This is a genomic window from Vibrio sp. Hep-1b-8 (genome assembly GCF_006124995.1).
Taxonomy (GTDB): Bacteria; Pseudomonadota; Gammaproteobacteria; order Enterobacterales; family Vibrionaceae; genus Vibrio.
In genome coordinates this window covers 1-23,403 of sequence record NZ_QEWN01000018.1, presented here as the reverse complement: position 1 = coordinate 23,403, position 23,403 = coordinate 1, and the positions used below count along the sequence as shown (strand labels likewise).

Annotated in this window: 16 protein-coding genes; 14 read left to right on the top strand and 2 right to left on the bottom strand. The window is 45.2% G+C overall.

Going from position 1 to position 23,403, the window contains the following annotated elements:
• The first annotated feature begins 536 nt into the window (after positions 1–536).
• Both malT and DA100_RS05360 read left to right on the top strand, forming a co-directional pair.
• Entirely contained in the window at positions 537–3,245 is a 2,709-nt protein-coding gene (malT, locus tag DA100_RS05365; protein ID WP_138971251.1) for an HTH-type transcriptional regulator MalT, read from the top strand.
• A 158-nt stretch (positions 3,246–3,403) separates the two neighbouring features.
• Complete coding sequence (locus DA100_RS05360) at positions 3,404–6,289, top strand: alkaline phosphatase family protein (protein WP_138971250.1); 2,886 nt, start codon at positions 3,404–3,406, stop codon at positions 6,287–6,289.
• 76 nt (positions 6,290–6,365) lie between these two features.
• Here DA100_RS05360 and DA100_RS05355 read toward each other — a convergent pair whose 3' ends face one another.
• Positions 6,366–6,722, bottom strand: coding sequence for a YibL family ribosome-associated protein (locus tag DA100_RS05355; RefSeq protein WP_138971249.1), 357 nt, complete (start codon positions 6,720–6,722; stop codon positions 6,366–6,368).
• Between the two features lie 226 nt (positions 6,723–6,948).
• On the opposite strand from DA100_RS05355, the gene DA100_RS05350 reads away from it, so the two are divergent.
• From DA100_RS05350 to DA100_RS05300, 12 genes are all read left to right on the top strand, one after another.
• Positions 6,949–7,722: a DUF4344 domain-containing metallopeptidase gene (locus tag DA100_RS05350; protein ID WP_138971248.1), complete on the top strand. Its 774-nt coding sequence runs from the start codon at positions 6,949–6,951 to the stop codon at positions 7,720–7,722.
• Between the two features lie 385 nt (positions 7,723–8,107).
• On the top strand, positions 8,108–9,769 hold the full coding sequence (locus DA100_RS05345) for a methyl-accepting chemotaxis protein (RefSeq protein WP_138971247.1): 1,662 nt from the start codon (positions 8,108–8,110) through the stop codon (positions 9,767–9,769).
• A gap of 267 nt (positions 9,770–10,036) precedes the next feature.
• Positions 10,037–10,630, top strand: coding sequence for a tyrosine-type recombinase/integrase (locus DA100_RS05340; protein WP_138971246.1), 594 nt, complete (start codon positions 10,037–10,039; stop codon positions 10,628–10,630).
• 188 nt (positions 10,631–10,818) lie between these two features.
• The gene (locus tag DA100_RS05335) at positions 10,819–11,223 is read left to right on the top strand and encodes a DUF6088 family protein (protein WP_005391098.1); all 405 of its coding nucleotides are present in this window, start codon (positions 10,819–10,821) and stop codon (positions 11,221–11,223) included.
• A 1-nt stretch (position 11,224) separates the two neighbouring features.
• On the top strand, positions 11,225–12,178 hold the full coding sequence (locus DA100_RS05330) for a nucleotidyl transferase AbiEii/AbiGii toxin family protein (protein ID WP_138971245.1): 954 nt from the start codon (positions 11,225–11,227) through the stop codon (positions 12,176–12,178).
• Positions 12,179–12,197: 19 nt separating this feature from the next.
• The gene (locus tag DA100_RS05325; RefSeq protein ID WP_138971244.1) at positions 12,198–13,730 is read left to right on the top strand and encodes a type I restriction-modification system subunit M; all 1,533 of its coding nucleotides are present in this window, start codon (positions 12,198–12,200) and stop codon (positions 13,728–13,730) included.
• On the top strand, positions 13,720–14,970 hold the full coding sequence (locus DA100_RS05320) for a restriction endonuclease subunit S (protein ID WP_138971243.1): 1,251 nt from the start codon (positions 13,720–13,722) through the stop codon (positions 14,968–14,970). The genes DA100_RS05325 and DA100_RS05320 overlap by 11 nt, the downstream gene beginning before the upstream one ends.
• Before the next feature lie 78 nt (positions 14,971–15,048).
• Entirely contained in the window at positions 15,049–15,906 is an 858-nt protein-coding gene (locus DA100_RS05315; RefSeq protein WP_138971242.1) for a hypothetical protein, read from the top strand.
• 50 nt (positions 15,907–15,956) lie between these two features.
• Positions 15,957–19,235, top strand: coding sequence for an HsdR family type I site-specific deoxyribonuclease (locus DA100_RS05310; RefSeq protein ID WP_138971241.1), 3,279 nt, complete (start codon positions 15,957–15,959; stop codon positions 19,233–19,235).
• Positions 19,235–20,011 carry a SprT family zinc-dependent metalloprotease gene (locus DA100_RS05305; RefSeq protein ID WP_138971240.1) on the top strand — a complete coding sequence of 259 codons (777 nt, stop codon included), beginning with the start codon at positions 19,235–19,237 and terminating at the stop codon, positions 20,009–20,011. Before DA100_RS05310 ends, DA100_RS05305 begins: the two co-directional genes overlap by 1 nt.
• Positions 20,012–20,022: 11 nt before the next feature.
• Positions 20,023–20,196 (top strand): hypothetical protein, encoded by a 174-nt coding sequence (locus tag DA100_RS20860; protein ID WP_171052147.1) that lies wholly within the window; start codon positions 20,023–20,025, stop codon positions 20,194–20,196.
• A gap of 428 nt (positions 20,197–20,624) precedes the next feature.
• On the top strand, positions 20,625–21,659 hold the full coding sequence (locus DA100_RS05300; protein WP_138971239.1) for an SUMF1/EgtB/PvdO family nonheme iron enzyme: 1,035 nt from the start codon (positions 20,625–20,627) through the stop codon (positions 21,657–21,659).
• Between the two features lie 35 nt (positions 21,660–21,694).
• Here DA100_RS05300 and DA100_RS05295 read toward each other — a convergent pair.
• The coding region (locus DA100_RS05295; RefSeq protein WP_206208552.1) for a LysM domain-containing protein at positions 21,695–23,403 on the bottom strand (1,709 nt) is incomplete at its 5' end.

Below are 23,403 nucleotides of genomic sequence, written 5' to 3'. Positions count from 1 at the left end.
CTGTGCCATATCGTGCATCGACATGATTGGCAAAACATCCTCCTACTCCTAGCCATTTTAGGAGGAGGACAAAGGGCGTAGAGGGCGTACAACCAGTAGCTCAGTGATCTAGGTCTCATTAAGTTTTCCTAACATCACAGCTCGGGTGATTGAGATCACACCGTCAACCAATTTAGCCTATATCTGGTTTATTAAAGATAGGTGTCGAGAAAAGTACACAATTGATGAATATGCATACTCGATCACATTAAGTTTTACTTCGCAGTGCAATTTTCATGATTTCTCGTGCAAATAGGCACTAAAATCTCATCTCACATAGATCCAATAAGAGACATTCGTCACAATAAAGGGGCGTAGCTGGTAGCAAAATGTGAATTGAGCGAAAAACCCATTGTTGATCAATAACGGTTATGATTGTTCTCAAGTAACATCATTGCCAATACGCTTTATTGATTAATATTTACACAATTAAGTGTTTCACCTTCGGGTAACTTCGCTGCTCCACGAAAAGTGGAAGGATAATAGGGAATAAAAAGATGTGGATTCCTTCTAAGTTAACGCGTCCGGGTCGATTACATAACGCCATTGTACGACCAAGGGTATTAGATCTGCTCCAGCAGGCTCCTTTCTACAAATTGGTGCTACTCCGATCACCCGCTGGCTATGGTAAAACCACCATGGCGGCTCAATGGCTATCGGACAAGTCACACGTCGGCTGGTACAGCATTGACGAAAGTGACAACGATTCTTTTCGCTTTATGAACTACCTGCTTCAGGCACTGAATAAAGCCACCGATGGCAGTTGCCCAAACTCGCAAAAACTTGCAGAAAAACGCCAATTCTCTTCACTTCACTCCCTATTCGGTGAAGTTTTCACTGAGATGTCTCAATTTCATCAAGAGTGTTATTTGGTTCTGGACGACTATCACCTGATTTCTGATGACGAAATTCACGAAGCTATGCGCTTTTTCCTCAAGCATATGCCAGACAACCTCACACTGGTTGTGACCAGCCGAGCAGCACCACCACTGGGGACGGCTAACCTTCGCGTGCGAGACTTAATGATCGAGATCGGCGACGAAATGCTCGCCTTCGATACCGAAGAGACAACGCGCTTCTTTAATCAACGTATCGCCGATGGCATTGACGATACCACCGCGACCAATTTGCGTAACTACGTAGAAGGCTGGCCATCAGCACTACAGTTGATCGCTCTGCAAGCGCAGCATCAAAACAAAACTCTCGCTCAGTCGGCCGAGTCTTTCTCTCAGTTCAACCACGCTCATCTTTGGGATTACCTGATCGAAGAAGTGTTTGATCTTTTAGATACCGAAACCCGCCAATTCTTGCTTCAGTGCTCTGTCCTTGATCACTTTAACGATCAACTGGTCTCTGAACTGACTCAGCGAGAAGATGCACTGAGCATGATCGAGTCTCTCAATCGCTTTGGTCTGTTTATTCACCCTCTCGAGGGAGAGCAAAACTGGTACCGTTTCCATAATCTGTTTGCCGAGTTCCTTGCTCACGAGCGCAGTGCGAGAATTCCTCAGCAAGAGAAGCAACTTCACCATGCGGCCGCTAAAGCGTGGCTAAAACTCTCCTCGCCTCATCAAGCTCTTCGTCATGCACAAGAAGCCAAAGACAGCCAGTTAACCGCAGATATCCTGACTCAGTATGGCTGGAAGATGTTTAATGGTGGTGAGCTGCAAACACTCGAAAAAGCGATCAACTCTCTCACCACAGAACAGCTCTACAGTGAACCTAAGCTTTGTATGTTGCAGGCTTGGCTAGCGCAGAGTCAGCACCGCTACAACGATGTTGGTGACCTGCTATCAAAAGCTGACCAAGAGATGAGTAAGCTCAATGTGGTTCTAAGCACCAAAGAGCAAGGTGAGTTCAATGCCCTTCGCGCTCAGGTTGCCATTAACCGTAACGAACCAGAACAAGCGCTAGAGTTAGCAGAACTGGCGCTAAGCCAGTTGGACAGCACGGTTTACCGTAGCCGTATTGTTGCGACGTCAGTCGTGGGTGAGGTCAACCACGTACTTGGTCATCTTAGCCGAGCTCTGCCAATGATGCAGCAAACAGAGAAACTGGCTCGCCAGTATCAGGTCTACCATCAGGCTTTATGGGCGATGCTGCAACAAAGTGAAATTCTGATTGCACAGGGCTACGTTCAAGCCGCTTTCGAAGTGCAAGACAACGCCTTTAAACTGATAGAAGAACAACAACTACAACAAGTTCCGCTGCATGAGTTCTTACTTCGTGTACGCGCCCAGATCCTATGGTGTTGGAATCGACTGGATGAAGCAGAAGAATGTGCCTATAAAGGTCTGGATATCCTTGGTAACCACAGCCCGAGTAAGCACTTACATAGCTACTCAATGCTGGCACGTATCGCGATTGGCCGAGGCGAGCTGGATAAGGCAGGTAAGTTTATCGAGCAGATTGTTCACTTACTCAAACAATCTACTTATCACGTTGACTGGACTGCCAACGCCTCGCTCTCTCTGATCCTATTTTGGCAGGCTCGCGGCGATCACGAATCAATCAAACAGTGGTTGGAAACAACAGTTAAGCCTCAGCATGCATGTAACCACTTTACTCAACTTCAGTGGCGTAATATTGCGCGTGCGCAAATCATACTAGGGCTTTTTGACCAAGCCACTGAGACACTTAATTTCCTCCAGCAACAGGCAGAGGAAAATGAGTTGCTGACCGACACCAACCGAAACCTGATTGTTTCCGCTGTACTCGCCATCTCACAAGATGACGAAGAGAGCGCTCGTGAACAACTAAAGAAAGCATTAGCACTGACCAATCAGACGGGTATGTTAGGTAATTTCCTCATAGATGGCGCGAAAGTGGGTCATATCTTGGAGAAGCTCAACCATAAGAATGAGCTGGGAGATTTAGAACGTCACCGCGCACAACAGCTACTCAAAGATATCTCAACCACTCAACGCAGCAGTTCTGTTCACTTTGATGAAGAGTTTGTTGAAAAGCTGGTCAACCACCCGAACATCCCAGAGTTGGTTCGCACCAGTCCACTGACTCAGCGTGAATGGCAAGTTCTCGGGCTGATCTATTCTGGTTTTAGCAACGAACAGATCGCCCAAGAGCTAGACGTAGCGGGGACAACCATCAAAACCCATATTCGCAACTTGTACCAGAAACTCAATATCGCCAACAGAAAAGAGGCGGTCAAAACCGCCGAAAACCTGTTACAGTTAATGGGCTACTAATCCACTAAGACCTACCAATCAGCCGACAGTTCTGCTGGCTGATTGGTAGCGAATCTCACTTCCAAGCAAAACACTTGCGTCTTATTCGCTAACGCTTGCACTCTCACTCTTTAATGTCACAATGTAAATCATTAACGGAATTAATGAGAATAATATCAATGACTTGGTTCAGAGCAACGACCCTTACCATCGCGTTAACTAGCGCTTTATCCGCCTCCTGCTATGCCGAGGTCGGTAACACACCTGTGGTTGGCGGTTTATTCAACTCCAGCGAAGTTCTCAAAAACCAAATTGTAGATTCTCTCTCCTATTCCACCCGCTTCGCTCGTGATATGACTCTTTTCACGATTGGCGGGATGACGCTCGAAACCTATTTACTCTCACTGCCGTTAGATGCCAGTACCAAAACAAGAGTGATGGGGCAAATCGCCGATCCCACCTACTCGATTCCTCTCGGTTATTTCCTCTATCAGTTTTACGACCGCTACACAGGGATTGAAAGCGGAGATCAGTTCAAAACGTATCTCCAAACAGTCTATGACCAACAAGCTTTAAAAGGGTTTGAGCACTCTTTGTTTCAGCTTGATTCCAGCGCTCAACCGCAGAAAAAGCAACACGCCAAAGATCAGGCACATCAGGAAGGTCTAAAAATCGATAGTCAGTTTATCGCAACCATGGTGACCGTGTATGACGCTTTGATTCAAATCGGTGAGTGGCAAGATATGGAGCAGTTGCCACAGCATTACACTTATCTCGATAACACACCTAACGACAGGCAGTTAGTCGACAAAATTCAGCCAATCGTCGTTGATATACTAAGGAAAACTGCCTCAGGGATGGACGAGGGAGAGATGAAAAGTGCTCTGCTTGCCATCGTCTCAGACGGCGACGCTGAACGAGCCAATCAACCCAATAATAAAGCACAGGCATTGACCGTCACACTGATCGACTTTGTGCGCCTGAATGTCTTAAAAGCTTACCGCCAGTTCGTCTATCAAGATGAAAGGCAACAACGTCTCAATGATTGGCTACAGAAGGCCTTTGATAAGGAACCATCGACCGCCGTCGACTTTTTGCAATCACAGCAAGAGCGCCGTTTCGCCGTTCAAATCACCGTGGATGGACTTCAGCAAGGACTGATTGAAGGTTTAGTCGACCCGAGCAAACCCTTTATTTCTCATGCCTACCATCGCTATTTACACAGCAAACAGCTAGACACTCCGCTTGCTCAGTCAAGCCCTGAACACCAGCAAGATATGCACTTTTTGCAGATTCTCTCTGAACAAACTTATCGCGATCCCTATTATTTGCCGTTTTTCAAACGCCTCTATCAGCACCATGCTGACTCGATTACCAATGTTGGCATCTCTTCTACACCAACAATCAGCGTACGCAACTTACCTATCATTAAAACCGGGGCGAAAGTTGCAGGCGAACAAGGGACAGGCATCCCAAATTTTCACTTTGTCGATCGTCCTCAAGATCGCGCTTACTACTTCTTTGGCAACGACGCTTTGCAGCTTGATCGCCTAATGCAAGCCAATAACGTATCGACTATGTTTGATCGCCTAGTCCATCTAAAAACCCTTAACTGTAACGCTCAATATGACTGGAATGCCCATACCAGTTACGATGGTTTGGTGAATTTAGGCGTTGGGGAATCGCTCAGGGATTTCGGCGAGAAACGTTGTCTTAGAGAGTTGGACGAACGAGCCCAAGTTGAAACCGTGCTAACAAAACTGCGTCAGTCACTGATTGACAATATCACAGCATATCAAGACATTCCGAGTTGGGATTTCTACACCAAGTTGACTCGCAAATGGAAGATTGAACAAGATATTTCAAGCTATACCAAACTCGACGGTCAAGGCATGCCAGACTTTACCCTAGTGTACAATCCTTGGCCTGATCACTTCGCTCACTTTGTCGGTCCTTTTAGTGACGAAATCATTATGCCAACTGGCGAGCTCAATAGACTCGATTACTGGATCACTCAAATAGAACAAAGCTACAAAGCCGCGGGCATCTACGATCAAACCTTGTGGGGCATGGCTGGCGATCATGGTCTAGCTCCTGTCTATTACACGCTCAACCCAGAAAAAGCCATCTTCGAGCCTTTAGAGGAGAAATTGGGTTTCCCATTGATTATCAAGAAAATCTCTTCCGATGAAGGGGAAGGTCCAAAGATCACTAACGCGTTAAGCTATCCAAGCAATAAAGGGATAGACGTCGTTGTCGCCTCAACCGCTGGAGGCAACTTCATGTTCGACCTATTCAATTCAAAGCAAGGGTGGGATAGTCAGCCTGTCTACGCTGAGTTAATCAACTGGCAGCCGATCAATGCACAAGGTAAAAGCGTAGACATTATTGCCGAATCCCTAAACTACCTTGATGATTCATTGGACTATATGGTCGTGCGTGAGCAAGCCTGTGGTGAAAATCACTGCCAAATACGCATCATGGCCAATCGAGATGGAACAAGGTTTGACGAACGCATCATTCAGCAAGGCGATCGCTACTATTACGGAAGCATAAACCGTAAGGCTGCGGTTCAACTGCTTGAAGCCAAGTCACTTAACCCCTACCTCTCCGCCCCAAACAAGAACGAGCTGAGTCATTTTGCCGATCTAGTTGATCAATGTATCGAACGTGTGAACCCGAATGAGAGCCAAACATGGTGTAATGCCACTCAGTGGCGAGAACTGACCAGCTATACACCAAAACCCGACTCTGTCGTTCAGTTGGCTCAGCTATACGCGGAAGATAGAGCAGGCACAATTAACCTCTTCCCGAGAGAGGGGATTGGCTATAACACTAAAGTTCCTGGTCGACATGCGGGTGAAAGCTACTTAGAAAAAGACGCCTTTATCGGCTTTTGGGGAACACCAATTGGTCAAGCGACAACGCCACTTAGATCGGAGGCCAATGGTTCATTAGCGCCTACTCTATTTGAGTATTTGACTGGTGAAAAAGTGGTTGAAGGTGAAAATGGTTGGGGCTTCCCGTCTCTACTCGGCAAACTTGATATTACATCCGCTCGTTAACGGTAATAAAGCGTTCGCACAGAAACTAAAAAAGCGCCGTTAGGCGCTTTTTTTAATTACTTACAAGACGTTGGCATTAGAACTTGTTCGGTGCGTAGCCTGTCATCACTTCAATGCGCAACTCTTTGCCCAACTTTGTCATTGGGTGAACCACCACTAAACCTTTTACCGACTTTTTCAGTTTACCCATATCCGCCTGTTCCGCTTTCGTGATTTCGCGAGAGAATGGCATATCCTGCAAGCTCTTACGCTCTTTGTTGCGATCGAATTGCTGCTTATGCTTCATTGAGCTTACTTTCTTGTTGAGTTTTTCAATTTCATCAGTGAACTGAGAAATCATTTCCTGATCACCACGACCTTTCGCTGCGTCCAGTTTACGTTGGCAAGTATCTAGACGGTTATGAAGGTTTTGAAGTTCTTTTTTAAGGCTCATGGTGATTTATCTCATAGAAACGGAAAAGGGCGGCGAGTGTAGCACAAGCATAGCTGCTTCCCTAATGATAATCATCATTTCACTCCCCTCTATTTCCTTGAACAACCCTGCCCTCAATCCATCGTTCAAAATTGAGTGTCACCAACGGCAAACTAGAGCGAAATCGTTCATTATATGCCAGTATTAGTTAAGCCCATCCATGCCAAGATAATAATAAGGATTGAGTATGTTTTATCGTGTGTTACTTCCTTCGCTAATACTGTTTGCATCTACTGTCTTTGCCGGTTCAGAAAGTGTTGTCATTCGCTATCTTGAACCACAAAATGAGGTTGAGAAAAAGGCCAAATCTGAGATTGAGCAAAGTGGTGTAAACCAAACCTTAGTCGACTTATCGCAGAGTATTTTTCCGTTCAAAAACACCTTAACCATCCAATACGGTGGCGATCAGGGCCCACTTTACGATCCAGAAACGCATCAGGTTCATATGCCTTACGAGTTCTATCAGCAAGCACTGGATTACTTTAAGAAAAATCAGTATGACAAAAAATTTGGCAAGAGTGCGCAAGCCGGTGCCATTGATACCGTATTACACACCCTGCTTCACGAAGCCGGACACGCTTATATTGCCGACCAAAACATCCCGATTTTAGGCAAGGAAGAAGATGCCGTAGATAATTTTGCTGCGCTAATGATGATCGAATATGTGGAAAATGGAGAAGATGCAGCAATCAGTGCCGCCGATATGTTCGCCTTTGAATCCGAAGATCGTCCTGACTATTACGATTTTGGTGAATACATAGACGAGCACAGCTTTGACTTACAACGCTACTTCTCAACTTTGTGCCTAGTTTATGGCAGCAACCCTGAACAACATAAAAGCTTATTAGACGAAGTCGAAAACGACTATCTGGCGGATCGTAAAGATTTTTGTATCTATCAATATCAAGCAGTGAGTCAAAACTGGCACAGATACTTAACGTCAGTGAGCGATGATCAATAGCCATAACGGTTTCGGAGAAACATCGAGGTAAAAACATAACTAGATTGACGATTTTCTACGATGACCGCTGCCCATTGCGTGTAAAAGCGATGGGCAGATTGGCTATACATCAAGTTTAGCAACAACCTTTACCACTAGTCTAAATGGTTGACAGCAAAGAGTTACTGCGACGACAAGCAATGTTTTCGATAGATTGTACTAAGGTCTAATATCAAGAATCTGCAACCCCCTCAAGATTCACAGTCCTGAGCCGATAAATTGGCTAATCTTATAAGATAAACTTTTGGTCTATAAGCATGATTCCAATAATTAAGCTTCTTGCCTATTCGGTCCTCTAGATCGCGGTATGGTCAATGAGCCACTATTACTTAAACAGGATGTTTGTATGAGTCTTACAATTCGTAGCCGCTTATATATTTTGGCATTGGTTCCGCTGCTAGTTATCGCGTTAGGTATGCTTAGCTTTACCTACATGAAAACCACCGAACTGAACGAGCAACAAATCGAAGTTACTCGCGCTAACTTAATGAACTTGAAGAAAGCCGAACTAAGGAACTATCTTCAAATGGCCAAATCCTCCATCGAACCTTTTCTAGAGAAAGGTGCGAGCCTTGCGGAGGCATACCCAACCCTGAAAACACTAGAATACGGTGAATCAGGATACGTATTTGGTTACGACTCCAAGGGCGTACGACGTGTTCAGGGGCAGAGTGAAAAAGGGATCGGAGAAAACTTCTGGAATCTACAAGATCAACAAGGCAACTACCTGATCCAAGATCTCATCCGTAACGCAAAGACTGGCGAGTTCACCACTTACTACTTCCCTAAACCAGGCGAAACTAAGCCTCTGCCTAAACTGAGCTACTCAATCTTTATTCCAGAGTGGGATTTGATGCTGGGGACTGGTTTCTACACAGATGATATTGATGCCATCATTGCCGATATGGAAGCCGCAACCATTAGTGCGTTGCAAACTACCTTGTCAGCTATCGTCATTTTCTGTCTAGTCATCGCGGGGATCGTTGCTGTCTTCGCAGTTGCGATAAATCGTACCATTATGAAACCGCTAGAAATGTTTGATAACTCCATTAGCTCATTTGCAAGCGGTGACGCTGACCTGACCGCTCGTATGGAAGCGTTTAAAGCCCCAGAATTTGCTAGGCTAAGCAGTAACTTTAACGCTTTCGTTGCCAGCCTTCAGACCATCATTGCAAACGTTAGTGATGTCGGCCAGCAAGTCGTCGCGGAAACCAACAATATGTCCCAGCGTGCTGCTAAAGTCGATGAGTTGGCTTCAGGGCAACGTGAAGAGACAGAACAAGTCGCGACGGCAATGACCGAAATGACAACGACAGCTAGCGAGATCTCCAACAACGCGAGTCAGGCGGCATCATCAGCCAAAGAAGCGGATGACTACGCGAAAGAAGCGCAGCACATCGTTAATTCAGCGGCACAATCGGTTGAAGCTCTCGCTGAAGAGGTTTCACAAGCCAATGGCGTTATTTCTCGTCTAGAAGGCGACGTACAGAATATCTCCTCTTCACTGGAAGTCATCCAAGACATCGCTGAGCAAACTAACCTACTTGCGCTGAACGCAGCTATTGAGGCCGCTCGTGCGGGTGAACAAGGCCGAGGCTTTGCGGTCGTAGCTGACGAAGTACGCAAACTGGCTAGCCGCACTCAAGATAGTACTGGAGAGATTCACCAGATGATCCAGCAACTAAAAGCTGCCTCTGACGATGCAGTGAAAGCGATGGAGTCTAGCCAAAGACGTGGTGCAAGTACCGTTGAAGAAGCGAATGCCGCCGCCAAAGCGCTCATTCAGATACAGGAATCAATCGGAACCATCATGGATATGAACTCACTTATCGCAACGGCAACGGAAGAGCAAAGCCTAGTGGGTCAGGAAATTTCTCAACGTGTGGTTGTCATTTCAGACCAGAGTTCGCAATCTGCCGAACTGGCAAATGAGAATCGCGCTGGTAGCCAAGAGCTCAACCACCGTGCCAACGAACTATACGACTTGGTTGGCCGCTTTAAAGTGTGATGCTCAACTTTTTGTTTCCTTTAAAGCCCGCACCTCTGCTGCGGGCTTATTCTTATCCCTAAATACTAGAAATCACTTTCATTGTTTTCCTGTGCATTTATGGACTTTAGAGGAATAGCTAACTCACTATTGCCCCTTTATCATCTAGAGCAAAGATTCTAACCCACTTTAGTCTGCAATATTTTTCAGCCCCCTAACTGCATAGCCATTCAATTTCCTCATCTAAACTTATTAAGGCCACTTCTAAAGTTAGACGGGAGGTCAATTATGTGGACGAAGAAAGGTCACTTAACTGGGCAGAAAAAGTCCTTCAAGCTCGAAGACATCTGGCGAATTCGCACTAGACTAGAAATCGAAGGCAATATCATGGAGTTGGCCCTGCTCAATCTCGCCATCGATTGTAAGCTCCGTTCTTGTGACTTGCTAAGAATGAAAGTTAGAGATATATCTTCTGGCGGCGTCATTCAAGATCGTGTTCTTTACAGCCAAAGCAAAACTGGTCGAGAGGTACAGTTTGAGATCACTTCCCGCACAGCACAATCCTTGACTCAATGGTTAATACGCAGCCAATTATCTGCACCAGATTATCTTTTCCCAAGCCCTCGCAAACAAGGTAAGCCAATGAGTTATAGCTGCTATGCCACCATTATTCGCCGCTGGGCAACTGAACTTGGCTACGATCCTTATCTTTATGGTACGCACTCAATGCGCCGTACCAAGGCGACGTTAATCTATGCTCGCACCAAAAACATTCGGGCTGTTCAGCTGTTACTTGGTCACGTGAAGCTAGATAATACAATTCGATATTTGGGGGTCGAGATAGAGGATGCGCTGAACATCTCTGAAGGGATAGACTCATAACAAGGTTAGACACTGAATTCAAATTATGTCGATCTTGAGTTGAATCAATATTGTATCTTTATTTCAATGCTTTATGCTAACTATCAACTGATCAAGTGTCGCATTTACTCATATGCATGTGCCGTATTTATTCCTATGGCAACAGGGTTGAGTTATAATCTGAACACTTAGGAAATTAGGAGGTTCAAATGACAGCCGTTGACCGTATTTATCAAAAGATAAAGCGTTCAAGACGTTATGTGTTTGAGCGCAAAGACTTTGATGGCTTTGCTAGCTACGATCAAATTGGTCGTGCGCTAAAGCAACTAGTCAAAAAAGGTGAGCTAATCAAGCTTGGCTATGGTCTATACACCAAGGCAAGGATTAACAGCTTAACGGGCAAACCCATGCCTACGAACCCTGGGGGGAGCGATGCCCTGATGCGCGAGATATTAAAGATGAAAGGCGTCGATTTTGAGATGGACAACCTATCTTTGCAAAGCCTATCAGGTGAAAGCACCCAAATCCCATCATCCGTTCAATACTCATGGAATCCCAAACAATTTAATCGCAAATTGGTTGTTGGTAACCGAGTGTTGAATTCACCGAGTTAATATGGAAAAACTAAAGCAACAGTTTCTTGAGGTTTCCGATGCACTTGAGCTCGGAAACCCTGCCATTATTGAAAAAGATTACTGGGTAGTTGCCTTGCTTTCTGAGCTAGCAGAAGTGAAGCCTGACTCTCACCAAATGGTCTTTTCTGGCGGTACAGCTCTGGCAAAGTCAAACGTTAAAATTCTGAGAATGTCAGAAGACGTAGACATTAAATTGATCCCTAAGCAAGCGTTTGATGAACTGAGCCGCGCAAAAAAGAAAGCAGTTCGTAAGGCATGCATCAACGGTATTGAACATGCGATCACTCGGTCAGAGCGATTTACGGTTGAAGCGCGTAGTGTACGTGATGAATATCGCTATGTTGAGTTGGAACTCCGATACCCGCAACAGTTTAGCCAAGCGCCATGTCTTCGCCCCATTATCAAACTGGAGTTAATGGAGACAATCCCACTGTTTGATGCAGAGCCTCGTAGCATTCAATCACTGGTCGCAGAGCTGTATAAACAACCACCAGAAGTGAAGGCGTTTGATTGCGTTTCTATCCATGCCACGTTGGTTGAAAAAATCATATCAATGTTGCGCCGCACAATGTCAGTCAAGCGCGATGCACAGCGTAAGGATGATGCCAGCCTTGTGCGCCATATCTATGATGTTTACTGCATTCTAAAGACCGAAGAACAGACAGAACACCTCGACCTGACAGCACTTACAGCGTTATTTAAAACCGTGTTGGAAGAAGATGTTAAGCGTTTTGGTAATCAGCATGCAGAATTCGTCTCCAATCCAAAACAAGAGCTACAACTTGGGCTTAAAGAGCTTGAAGAAAACCCAGCCTTTCGACAACGCTTTCAAGACTTTGTTACTCCTATGGTGTTCAACACCCAACCTCATGATTTTGATACCTGTTTTGACTCTTTCAAACACGTAGCAGAGTCACTAATTAAAACAATTTAATCTATTTGAGTACCATTTCATGCCACACACACCAATCAATCAAGATGAGATCAACAAAGCCGTTTGGGCTGCCTGTGACACCTTCCGAGGCACGGTAGATCCCTCAATCTATAAAGACTTCATCCTAACCATGCTGTTCTTAAAGTACATCTCTGACGTACACCAAGACAAGTTTGATGAGCTATCAAAGCAGTTCAATGGTAACGAGCAGATGATCACTGCGATGATGTCGAAACAGTCTTTCAAAATCCCAACAGGCTCTACTTTCTGGGACTTATACGAATCTCGTCATGAAGCAGGTAACGGTTCACGTATCGACCAAGCACTACATGCGATTGAAGAAGCGAACGGCACTAAGCTAAAGAACGTTTTCCAAGACATCAGCTTCAACACTGATAAGCTGGGAGATGAAAAACAGAAAAACGATATTCTGCGCCACCTGCTAGAAGACTTTGGCAAAGATACTCTAAACCTTCGCCCTAGCCGCGTTGGTTCACTGGACGTGATTGGTAACGCCTACGAGTACCTCATCAAACACTTCGCTGCTGGCAGCGGTAAATCGGCTGGCGAGTTCTATACCCCACCAGAGGTCTCTGATCTTCTTTCCATTATCCTAGAGCCGCAGCCAGGCGATAGCATTTGTGACCCAGCCTGTGGTTCAGGCTCACTACTGATGAAGTGTGGTAAGCAAGTTCAAAAGAACTTTGCTGGTTCTAAGCAGTACGCGCTGTTCGGCCAAGAAGCGATTGGTTCTACTTGGTCATTAGCGAAGATGAACATGTTCCTGCATGGTGAAGATAACCATCGCATTGAATGGGGCGATACCATTCGTAACCCTAAACTACAAGACAAAGACGGCGGCTTGTTGCACTTTGATGTAGTTACGGCGAATCCGCCGTTCTCCCTTGATAAATGGGGCTTTGAAGATGCAGGTAACGACCACTTTGGTCGTTTCCGTCGTGGTATCCCGCCAAAGACCAAAGGCGACTACGCGTTTATCTCACACATGATTGAGACGCTTAAGCCCGCTTCTCAAGGTAAAAAAGGCGGCCGTATGGGTGTGGTAGTGCCTCATGGTGTGCTATTCCGAGCATCATCAGAGGGTAAAATCCGTAAACAGCTTATTGATGAAAACCTACTCGATGCCGTCATCGGTCTGCCTGAAAAGCTGTTCTTTGGTACAGGTATCCCAGCGGCGATCCTTATTTTCAAAAAACAGAAAGACGATAATAAGGTGCTATTTATTGATGCTTCTCGTGAGTTTAAATCTGGTAAGAACCAAAACCAGCTTACGCCTGAGAACATTCAGAAGATTGTCGATACCTACAAGGCGCGTGAAACTACCGATAAATACTCATACCTAGCTACGCTAGAAGAGATTGCCGAGAACGACTACAACCTCAATATCCCTCGTTATGTGGATACCTTTGAGGAAGAAGAGGAAATTGACCTAGTTGCTGTTCGTGCTGAACGTTTAGCACTTCAAACTCAACTAGCTGACCTTGAAACTGAAATGGCAGGCTACCTAAAGGAGCTGGGTTATGGTGCCTAATGGTTGGAAATTAACTTCCCTAGGCGAAGTATGCTCTGGGAGCTTACAAACAGGCCCATTCGGAAGCCAGTTGCATGCTCATGAGTACACGGATGAGGGCGTACCCGTACTTATGCCTAAAGACCTAATTAATTATCGAGCTAATAATGAATCAGCAGCAAAGATACCAGAGCACCGTGCTGATGATCTTAAAAAACATACGCTGCGATCTGGTGATTTGCTCTTTAGTCGCCGTGGCGATGTCGCTCGTTTTGCATTAATTGAATCAGACTACCCAAGAACTTTATGCGGCACTGGTTGTTTGAAAGCGACACCAAATAAAGCTCATTCACCGTTATTTTTGTCTTATTTTCTACAAAAAAATGCTGTGAAAAAGTGGCTAGAGCAGAATGCTGTCGGCCAAACGATGCCAAATATGAATACGGCGATTTTAGCTGAGCTTCCATTGATGGTTGCATCGTCAAGAGAAGAAGAAGACAAAATCGCCCAAATCCTCTCAACATGGGATAAAGCGATTACCACCACTGAAAAGCTTATTGAAACCAGCAAGCAGCAGAAAAAAGCCCTGATGCAGCAGCTTTTGACGGGTAAGAAGCGTTTGGTGAACCCTGAAACGGGTGAGGCGTTTGAGGGGGAGTGGGAAGAGGTTCCACTTGGGAAAGTAACATCTATTTACGACGGGACACATTCCACCCCTAAATATGTGGAAGAAGGTATACCTTTCTATAGCGTTGAACACCTAACAAAGAATGATTTCTCAAACACAAAATACATTGCAGTTGATGTGTTCCATAAAGAAAACCTCAGGGTAAAGCTTGAGCGTGATGACATTCTCATGACAAGGATTGGAGATATTGGCACAGCTAAACACTTAAACTGGGATGTATGTGCTTCATTCTATGTAAGTCTTGCTTTAGTTAAGGGGCAAAAGGATAAATTTGATTCGGCTTATTTGTGTTACTACATAAACTCACACGAGTTTCATCGTGAATTACACAAACGAACAATTCATGTCGCTTTTCCTAAAAAGATTAATTTGGGTGAGATCAACCATTGCCATGTATTACTTCCTGATTTAGCTGAACAACAAAAAATCGCCTCCGTCCTAACTGCTGCCGACAAATCAATCGAAGTTCTGGAGGCCAAGCTTACCCACTTCAAGCAAGAGAAAAAGGCATTGATGCAACAACTTCTTACTGGAAAAAGAAGAGTGAAAGTGAATGAAGACGTTGCGGCGTAAAGCACCTCTTAACTCTCAACTAATGTGTGACGCAGTGCGTCACACTTTATTGCCGTCATCAAAACTAGGTATTAAACAATGTTAGTGTTTAACTGCACCAAAGCCGCTGCCGACTTTTTCACCGTAAAGCGCAATGGCAAAAAAGTCTCGCCATTAGAAGCGCCGCCGACGGATTCTGTCAGTGGTTCTGAAGCCGTGAATGTGTTGAATACCCCTACAGTACCCATCAGTGCTTGGTTGGTGCATGCGGTAAACGTTCAACGCAAAAAGGTACTGATTGCCATGCATGTCGAAACCCGCTATGCCATGGTGTTTGTTGGCATTCAAAAAGGGGATTGGCTTGAATTCACCAACCAACTGCTGGAACGGCTGTTTAATAACATGCAGTTCTTTGGTGAAGAGTTCGAAATGTGCGATGAAGAGAGCTTCGAAGAGATGTTCAATGAGTTCATCAAACTTCATCCTAAACCTTTCTTCTGTCAACGCGGTGACCGCAGTGTACAAAGCCACATTAACGATGTCGCTTGGCAATTTGAAAATCGAGTTTACCAAGTTGGTTCTCTCCCTGACGGCCACGAAGAGTGCGCCAGCTTTGATGAGTGGATCAACAGTATGATTCGCTCGACCAAACAAAAGAAAGACCACTTTCACCCTGACGAAGAAATGTTCATTGATTGGATGCAGACCTACAGCGAATTGGGCGACAACGAGGACAAGCTCATCCGCCAGTTATTTGCTTCTCTACGCCGACAGATGATGCACGCCGAAATGGTTAAGCGTGGGATTCCCGACGCCAACTATTTTGATGGGATGAATGCCGAACTCAACCAAGCAATCCATGAGTATTATCAAGAGATTGCCCCTGACTCGTTCAACGAAGAGACACCCGATAACGTCATCGACTTCAATCAGGCCAAAAAACGCAAACTACATTAAAAGTAAAACCCACAATAAAAACAAAAACGAATCGACAATAAGGGACGACAATGTCAGGCAATTTACCCAACTTCCGAGAAGAACAAAGCGCGAAAATTCCAGCGTTAACCTTGCTCACTAACCTTGGTTATCAGTTCATTCCACCAAGCGAGTGTGTAGTGAAACGTGGCAATCTCTCTACGGTCATTTTGCCTGATGTACTGCGTGATGTACTGAAACACAAAACCTTCTCGTTTATGGGTAAAGATCGCCAGCTATCAGAGGCTGCGATGGATAAAATCGTCCATGAGCTTGCCAACCCTGCCATGAACGAAGGTCTAAAAGCGGCGAATGAAAAGCTGTATAACGCCCTCACCTACGGCATAAGCGTGACCGAATTTGTGGAGGGTAAAAAAGCCAACCCAACGATTGATATCATTGATTGGCAAAACCCAGAAAACAACCAGTTCCATTTTACTGAAGAGCTTGAGGTCGAAAATGCGCATGGCACGGGTAAACGCATTCCCGATATTGTCTGCTTTGTGAATGGCCTGCCTTGGGTGGTGATTGAAGCCAAGCGTCCTGACTCCTCGCATGAGGGCAAGCCGACGGTTGCCGAGGGTATCTCGCAAAACATCCGCAACCAAAAAGTCGATGAGATCCCACACCTGTTTGCCTATAGCCAATTGCTGATGTCGGTCAATGGACATGAAGGTTTATACGGTACATGTGGCACACCAAGTAAATTCTGGGCAAAGTGGAAAGAAGAACAGATCACTGATGCCACCTTTGCACGCCTCAAAAACACTCCGCTTACGCTAGAGCAGCTCGATAAACTGTTTGCGCATCGCCCAGGCAAAGTACGTGATGAATACCTATCGCTGATTGCTGGCGGTGATTTAGTGGTGACAGACCAAGACCGTTTGTTGGTGTCGCTGCTTCGTCACAACCGCTTACTGGAAATGACTCAGCTTTTCACCTTGTTTGATAAAAAAGCGGGCAAAATCGTGGCGCGTTATCAGCAGGTGTTTGGCATTAAAGCTCTGATTGAACGTGTTACTTCTTTCGATGAGAAAGGCGCTCGTAATGGTGGTGTTATATGGCATACCACAGGTTCTGGTAAATCGTTCACCATGGTGTTCTTGTCCAAGGCACTGATTTGGATTAAAGAACTCGCCAAGTGTCGTGTAGTGGTCGTGACTGACCGTGTGGATTTGGAAGATCAGCTAGCGCGTACCTTCGCTTCTGGCGGAGCCTTGTCTGAAAAAGATCGTAAAACGGCAATGGCTACGACGGGTAAACGCCTTGCTGAGCAAATTGGTAAAGGCAATGAGCGTATTATCTTCTCCATCATCAACAAGTTTGGCACAGCAATAGAGCTTGATGAGTGCTACAACGACAGCCCTGACATGATAGTGCTGGTTGATGAAGGTCATCGCAGCCAAAACGGTGAAAACAACATTCGTATGCAACAAGCCCTGCCAAAAGCCGCCTATATTGGTTTTACGGGTACACCTTTGCTGCAAGACGATAAGACCGAAAACAAATTCGGTAAAATCATCCACTCGTACACCATGCAACAGGCGGTTGAAGATAAAACGGTTACCCCACTGCTGTATGAAGAGCGAGTCCCCGAGTTATGTACCAATGACAAAGCACTCGATGCTTGGTTTGATCGCATCACCGATAAGCTCACTGAAAAACAGCGTACCGATTTGAAGAAGAAATTTGCTCAAAAAGGTCAAATCTATCAAACCGAGGGGCGTATCGAGCTTATCGCTCATGATATTTCAGACCATTTCCAAAACTTTAAGCGCCAAGGTTTAAAAGGTCAGCTTGCTTGTGATTCAAAATCCTCTGCTATCCAATATAAGAAGCTTCTCGACCAAATTGGTAAAGTGACCTCGGTTGTTGCCATGTCACCACCAGATACCCGTGAGGGGCACGATACAGTCGATGGAGAAAGCAAAGATGTGGTACAGAATTGGTGGAAAGAGAACGTACTGGACTCAGATTTTGGCCAAGATGAGAAAGCTTACACCAAGCATATCATTGAAGAGTTTGGTAAAGATGATGGCCCTGACTTGATGATCGTGGTCGATAAGCTTTTAACGGGCTTTGATGAACCAAAGAACACCGTGCTTTACATCGATAAGCCGCTTAAACAGCACAACCTTATCCAAGCCATTGCTCGTGTGAATCGTCTACATCAAAAGAAAGAGTTTGGTTACCTCATCGACTACCGAGGCATCTTAAAAGAACTAGATGCCACCATTGCTGACTACCAAGACTTGGCAGAGCGTACCCAAGGTGGATTTGATATTGACGATCTTAAAGGCTTATACAGCCGCATGGACACGGAATATAAAAAACTGCCTGGCTTATACAGTGAACTCTGGGCATTTTTTATTAATGTAAAAAACACCCAAGATCCGCACGCAATGGCACGGGTATTTGCGCCGAACATAGAATATGTAGATGGTCAGCCAACGGACTTAAACCTAAAGAAACGGCAAGATTTTTATAGCACACTCACTGCGTTTGCTAATTGTTTAAAAGTCGCGTTGCAATCAGCTACCTATTTTGAAGACAAGAGCTTTGATGATAAGCGCCAAATTTATAAAGACACGCTAAAAAGCATGACATCACTGCGTAAAGTTGTCCGTGAGCAAGCAGAAGAGACCATTGATTACGATGAGTACGCTGAAAGTATTCGCACTATGTTAGACAAGCACATCGGTGGCGTTGAGATCCAAGAGTCTAAAGGCGCTTATCTAGTTGGCAACATGGGTAAGGATATAAAACCAGAAGAGCTAAGTGACGATGAGGCTCGCAATAAGAAAGATGCGATCACTGGTCGTGTCACTAAGATGATTGAGCAAGACCTTGCCGACGACCCTTATGCACAAGAGTATTTCTCGAAACTGCTTAAACAAGCAATTCAGCAAGCCAAAGAGATGTTCGATGCGCCTGTTAAGCAATATCTCCTATTTGCTGATTTTGAACAGCAAGTGAAAGAACGCAAAGTCGAGGGGTTACCAACCGATCGCTTCGCAGAGCTAGACCCCAAAATTAAGCGTCATGTACAAGCTTACTTTGGACTGTTCTTAAAGCATGGTTGTGAAGGTCAAGGTCTTACTGAGGATCAATGCTTCAACTATGCAGTAGAGATTGACGAGAAAGTGCGCAAAGCGGTAGCAGAGTTTTCAATCAATCCATCAGAGATTGAAAACCAGATCAATCTAGAGGTGCTTCCGTTACTGTTTGCCGATTTAGGGGTCGATAAAGCGCAAGTCATTGCCGAAGAAGTGGTGCAAATCACTCGCTTAGGTTTAGCTGGTCACCATTAATGGCATCAACGGTTTCTGACGAACGTAACAAAGAGGAATACAGCTTCATCTATGGAGATGAGGCTGTGAGCTATGAGGTGCTACGTAAGCCTATCAAACAAGGAAAGAAGCGAAGTATTACCATCAAGGTGCAACCCAACTGTGATGTCACGGTTAGTACCCCAGAAGACGCTGAGCTTGAGGACATTCACCAAGCGGTAATGAAGCGTGCCAAGTGGATTTATGATGCCCTGAAAGAGTTTCGAGGTCATTTGGAGTATGTGCAACCTAAACATTACGTCAGCGGTGAGATGCAGTTCTATCTTGGTCGTCGTTATGTACTAAAGGTAGTTGAAGATGCAGATGCCTTGCCAACGGTAAAAATGACTCGCGGTAAGTTACTTGTCACCTTGACGAGGTTCAACGATGACAAAACTGCCATGGTTAAAGCTTTGGTACGCAACTGGTACAAGGTTCGCGCTGAACGTATTTTCCATGAGCGCCTATCTGAGTTACTACCTCAAGCGACATGGGTAAAAGGCATTCCTAGTTTTCGTGTGCTGCCTATGACAAAGCAATGGGGAAGCTGCTCAGCCAAAGGGAACCTTATGCTCAACCCTCACCTAATCAAAGCGCCTAAAGAATGTATTGATTACGTAATTCTGCATGAGCTTTGCCACATTGCCGAGCATAACCACAGTGACAAGTTTTGGCGCTTACTAACTAGCGTGATGCCTAATTGGAAAGAAGTAAAAGCCCGTTTAGATGGGATTGCTGAGTTGTATTTGAATGAATAAGGATTGCTGAAATGAGATGCCCAACTTGTGAAAAGCATATTGGCTGGGACTGGCTAGAAGATGAATGCATCGAACCAAACGAAGTCTTTGATTGCCCACATTGCGATGAAACCTTGCGCTATGAAGTAGATGAAGGAACATACCTTGGTGCGCAGCATGTAACGATTGAAGTTGTGGATGATTAGATGAAATTGAGCGTGCTCAGATGTTGAGTATCTATTCATTTTTAGTGTTTTTTTATGGTGTGGTTTTCAGGGTAAGGTATACTAGCGTTGAATATTTGCTCTAACCAATAAATGTCCAGCTTCGAGCTAGCTGGTGAGGCTAGCTCATGTGATCACCAAGCGATTCTGTCGTACCTTAATTACCAAGCGACTTTGTCACTACGTTAACTACCGAGGGAAAATGACGAGGCTGAAATGCCGTACTCTTTAAAGTATTAAAATAATCTTTAACTAGGTCATTAATGATAATTACTTGATAGATTGATTAATTATTAACTGGGATGTGCATCATTAAGAAAAGGAAGGAAAATCACATTATTTCCGAGTCATTAACTTCATGTCACCTGCTTAGCCGCTTAAAATAAACAGCTAAATAATGAGGATTGACAATGAATTATAAATGGCTAGGTCTTCTCGGGGCGATTCCTTTAATGGCGGCATGCAATAGCGATATTGACATTTCCAGCAACGTGCTTTCTCAACAGCAGCTCAACACCATTATTAGTAATGTCAACAAACACTATCCAGATGCAGACAGCGAACTAAAACAAAATATTGCTGAGGTCGCGGTAAAGTCGATTGAAAATATGGTGTTTGTCGAAGGTGGCAGTTTTATTATGGGCGACTTTCGTATGCCCTGCATGAACGACGATCTTAATCGCCCAGTCTGGACGCCGGAAGCAAGCTGTTACAGTCAGGTCTCGATCGTTGATCACGGGGCGGATATTCAGCATGAAGTCACTCTAAGCAGTTATTCGTTGTCAAAGTATGAAGCGGAGTTGCTGGATTATGATGTTTACTTACAAGCGTTTAATCGACCATTTGAGCAGAGGATAATCGATGGTCAATATCTCAAACGGGATGCTAAAGATTTTGAATCAAGAAAAGAGTATTACGAAGGCAAACCCGCTAGAAAAGTAAATTGGCAAGATGCAAAAAACTATTGTCAGTGGCTGGGGCAATTGACCGCTGTACCAGTGGACCTGCCTACCGAAGCGCAGTGGGAATATGCGGCACGCAGCCGTGGTCAAAAACTTTACTACGCAACCAACAATGGCTTTATTCAATTTAGGGGAAGGGGTTTCCATAATCCAGAATTAGGTGGTTATGAAGAGTTTACCGAAAAAACCGTTAATGTTGATACGGACTTAAACCCTGTTGGTATGTTTGCGCCCAACCCCCTCGGTATTTATGATATGACTTACAATGCAGCAGAGTGGGTCAATGATTGGTACGCTAAAGATTATTATAAAGTGTCACCAAAACTTGATCCTCAGGGACCTGCAACGGGCGAGTATAAAGTTATGCGAGGCTGGGGGGGGATGGTCAATGTTGGTCGTACATACCGAGAGCTGGAGGTCAGTGATACCGCTATTCGCGCAGGTTTTCGTTGCTCAGTTCAAAGCGCAGAAAAAGCTTATTAGCCTTGAAAATGACCGCCTTACGGCGGTCGCTATGGTTAAATATAGTACCCGTTGTTTTTATTTAAGCGCGCGATTTGCCGTTCGACCCTCTCCCTCTTCTGCCTCCAACTCCAGCCAGAGCGCGGCGCAAACGGGCGCATTTGAGCAAAGTTGCTCTCGTTGATTTCCTTCACTTGCGCCAGTTTTAACACCCAGTTGTTAAAACTTGTCTGTTGTTCGCCATCTAAAATCGCATTAATGCGCGCTAAATTGTCAAACAACGCTTTGTCCTCTGCTTGTTTACCACCCAGCGGTTTTTCACCTGTGGCATTCATACGTGTGAGCACCTCTTCAAAACGTCGCCACGTTTTAACCCCACCAAGCAATAATATATAGATCGCCGTCTCTTGTTTCTCTTCCCATGACAGATAAAACGTTGTCACTAAAGTATTAAGCATAATGCCGACGGTTTCTGGCAGCAATTCTTCAAACGGTACTTCGCCAGTCACATCGCTGTAGTTCTTGACAATACGCCTGGTAAGGCGAAGGGCTTCCTTTTTCTTTTCAGATTCACTCTTCCAATTTTCTAACCTTTCATCCCACCAAGTATTGATTGACTGACTGCTGTTCATCACCGCCTGTTTAAGCGCTTCTTGTGGATTAGCAATCATATCGCTAGCAAAAGCGATATAGCTCGAGCGCATAAAGTGTCGATATACTTCCTCATGAAGATTATCCAGTACGCGATAATCGGTTGCTTTTAAGCCTTTAAAAAGGATAACCGCGAGTTGCCATAGCTGCTCAAAATCAATCGCAGTACCAAAGCCACCGCTGGCGCCAGGGCCAAACACTAAGCGCCCTGAACAATTAAAGATGAATTTCCCATCATCGAGCGCCAATTGAAAATCCCAACCCGCTCCGGCGCCAATAGCCACATTACCGTTGGCACCCACTTTGGCGAGGGTGGCGAAGTCAAACACCTTATCCAGTTTGGTATCTTGCGGCGCTTTCCATTCCAGCCCCCCTTCAACCTGACCTCCAACTTGAGCACCACCAAAAATATCGCCTTTCACGCCGACACCACCAGAAGCATTGGTACCCATACTAACGCTTGGAGAGAGCAGTATTTGGTGACCGGGATTGTTGTTGGCTTGATTAGTGAGTTCTAAGCGCCCGCTGGTCATCGCACCAACAAAACAGCTGAGCATTAAGCTAACTTTGGCTCTAAAGTGACCAAAAGGATAAACGGCAGGCTGTTTGTTGGCATCAAGATAGCTAAGCTCTAGGGTATAGCCACCTTCATAGGGGAAGTAACGGTGAAGCCCAACCGCACCTTCAGCCAGAGCGAAACTGGCCTCCGCACCAATGCCAATATCTATTTTGCCTTCGGATGGTTCAATCGTACTTTTGACGCTGGCTTGGGCCGCAAAGCGCAGTAGTTGCGCCTCTTGAGAGCTGGCAAAAAGAACTTCGCCATTGTCATCATGCAGCTTTTGAGTCGCTTTCCATTCATGGGCTTTCCAACCGTCCGCTTTCCAGTTGTCAAAGACAGCCTCTAGCTTACCGGTCTCGATATCATTGCGAATGCCTTTTTTAATGTCTTGGATAAAGGCTTGCTTTAGCCCTTGCCAGTCCCTCGCTTCTAAGGCTCGAGTGACTTCGGCATTAACGGTATTTTGTTTCCAGTTGTTTTTGGCACGCTCGACAAAATCCGCTCGCAGGTACACAAGTCGATTTTCGCTCACGAGCCAGGCTTCTAGCACAT

Bases quoted from the DNA above. Each gene is read 5' to 3' on its own strand.
- DA100_RS05340 (WP_138971246.1), top strand. From the start codon at position 10,037: ATGTGGACGAAGAAAGGTCACTTAACTGGGCAGAAAAAGTCCTTCAAG.
- malT (WP_138971251.1), top strand. From the start codon at position 537: ATGTGGATTCCTTCTAAGTTAACGCGTCCGGGTCGATTACATAACGCC.
- DA100_RS05310 (WP_138971241.1), top strand. From the start codon at position 15,957: ATGTCAGGCAATTTACCCAACTTCCGAGAAGAACAAAGCGCGAAAATT.
- DA100_RS20860 (WP_171052147.1), top strand. From the start codon at position 20,023: ATGAGATGCCCAACTTGTGAAAAGCATATTGGCTGGGACTGGCTAGAA.
- DA100_RS05320 (WP_138971243.1), top strand. From the start codon at position 13,720: ATGGTGCCTAATGGTTGGAAATTAACTTCCCTAGGCGAAGTATGCTCT.
- DA100_RS05300 (WP_138971239.1), top strand. From the start codon at position 20,625: ATGAATTATAAATGGCTAGGTCTTCTCGGGGCGATTCCTTTAATGGCG.
- DA100_RS05350 (WP_138971248.1), top strand. From the start codon at position 6,949: ATGTTTTATCGTGTGTTACTTCCTTCGCTAATACTGTTTGCATCTACT.
- DA100_RS05315 (WP_138971242.1), top strand. From the start codon at position 15,049: ATGTTAGTGTTTAACTGCACCAAAGCCGCTGCCGACTTTTTCACCGTA.
- DA100_RS05330 (WP_138971245.1), top strand. From the start codon at position 11,225: ATGGAAAAACTAAAGCAACAGTTTCTTGAGGTTTCCGATGCACTTGAG.
- DA100_RS05305 (WP_138971240.1), top strand. From the start codon at position 19,235: ATGGCATCAACGGTTTCTGACGAACGTAACAAAGAGGAATACAGCTTC.
- DA100_RS05325 (WP_138971244.1), top strand. From the start codon at position 12,198: ATGCCACACACACCAATCAATCAAGATGAGATCAACAAAGCCGTTTGG.
- DA100_RS05355 (WP_138971249.1), bottom strand. From the start codon at position 6,722: ATGAGCCTTAAAAAAGAACTTCAAAACCTTCATAACCGTCTAGATACT.
- DA100_RS05360 (WP_138971250.1), top strand. From the start codon at position 3,404: ATGACTTGGTTCAGAGCAACGACCCTTACCATCGCGTTAACTAGCGCT.
- DA100_RS05345 (WP_138971247.1), top strand. From the start codon at position 8,108: ATGAGTCTTACAATTCGTAGCCGCTTATATATTTTGGCATTGGTTCCG.
- DA100_RS05335 (WP_005391098.1), top strand. From the start codon at position 10,819: ATGACAGCCGTTGACCGTATTTATCAAAAGATAAAGCGTTCAAGACGT.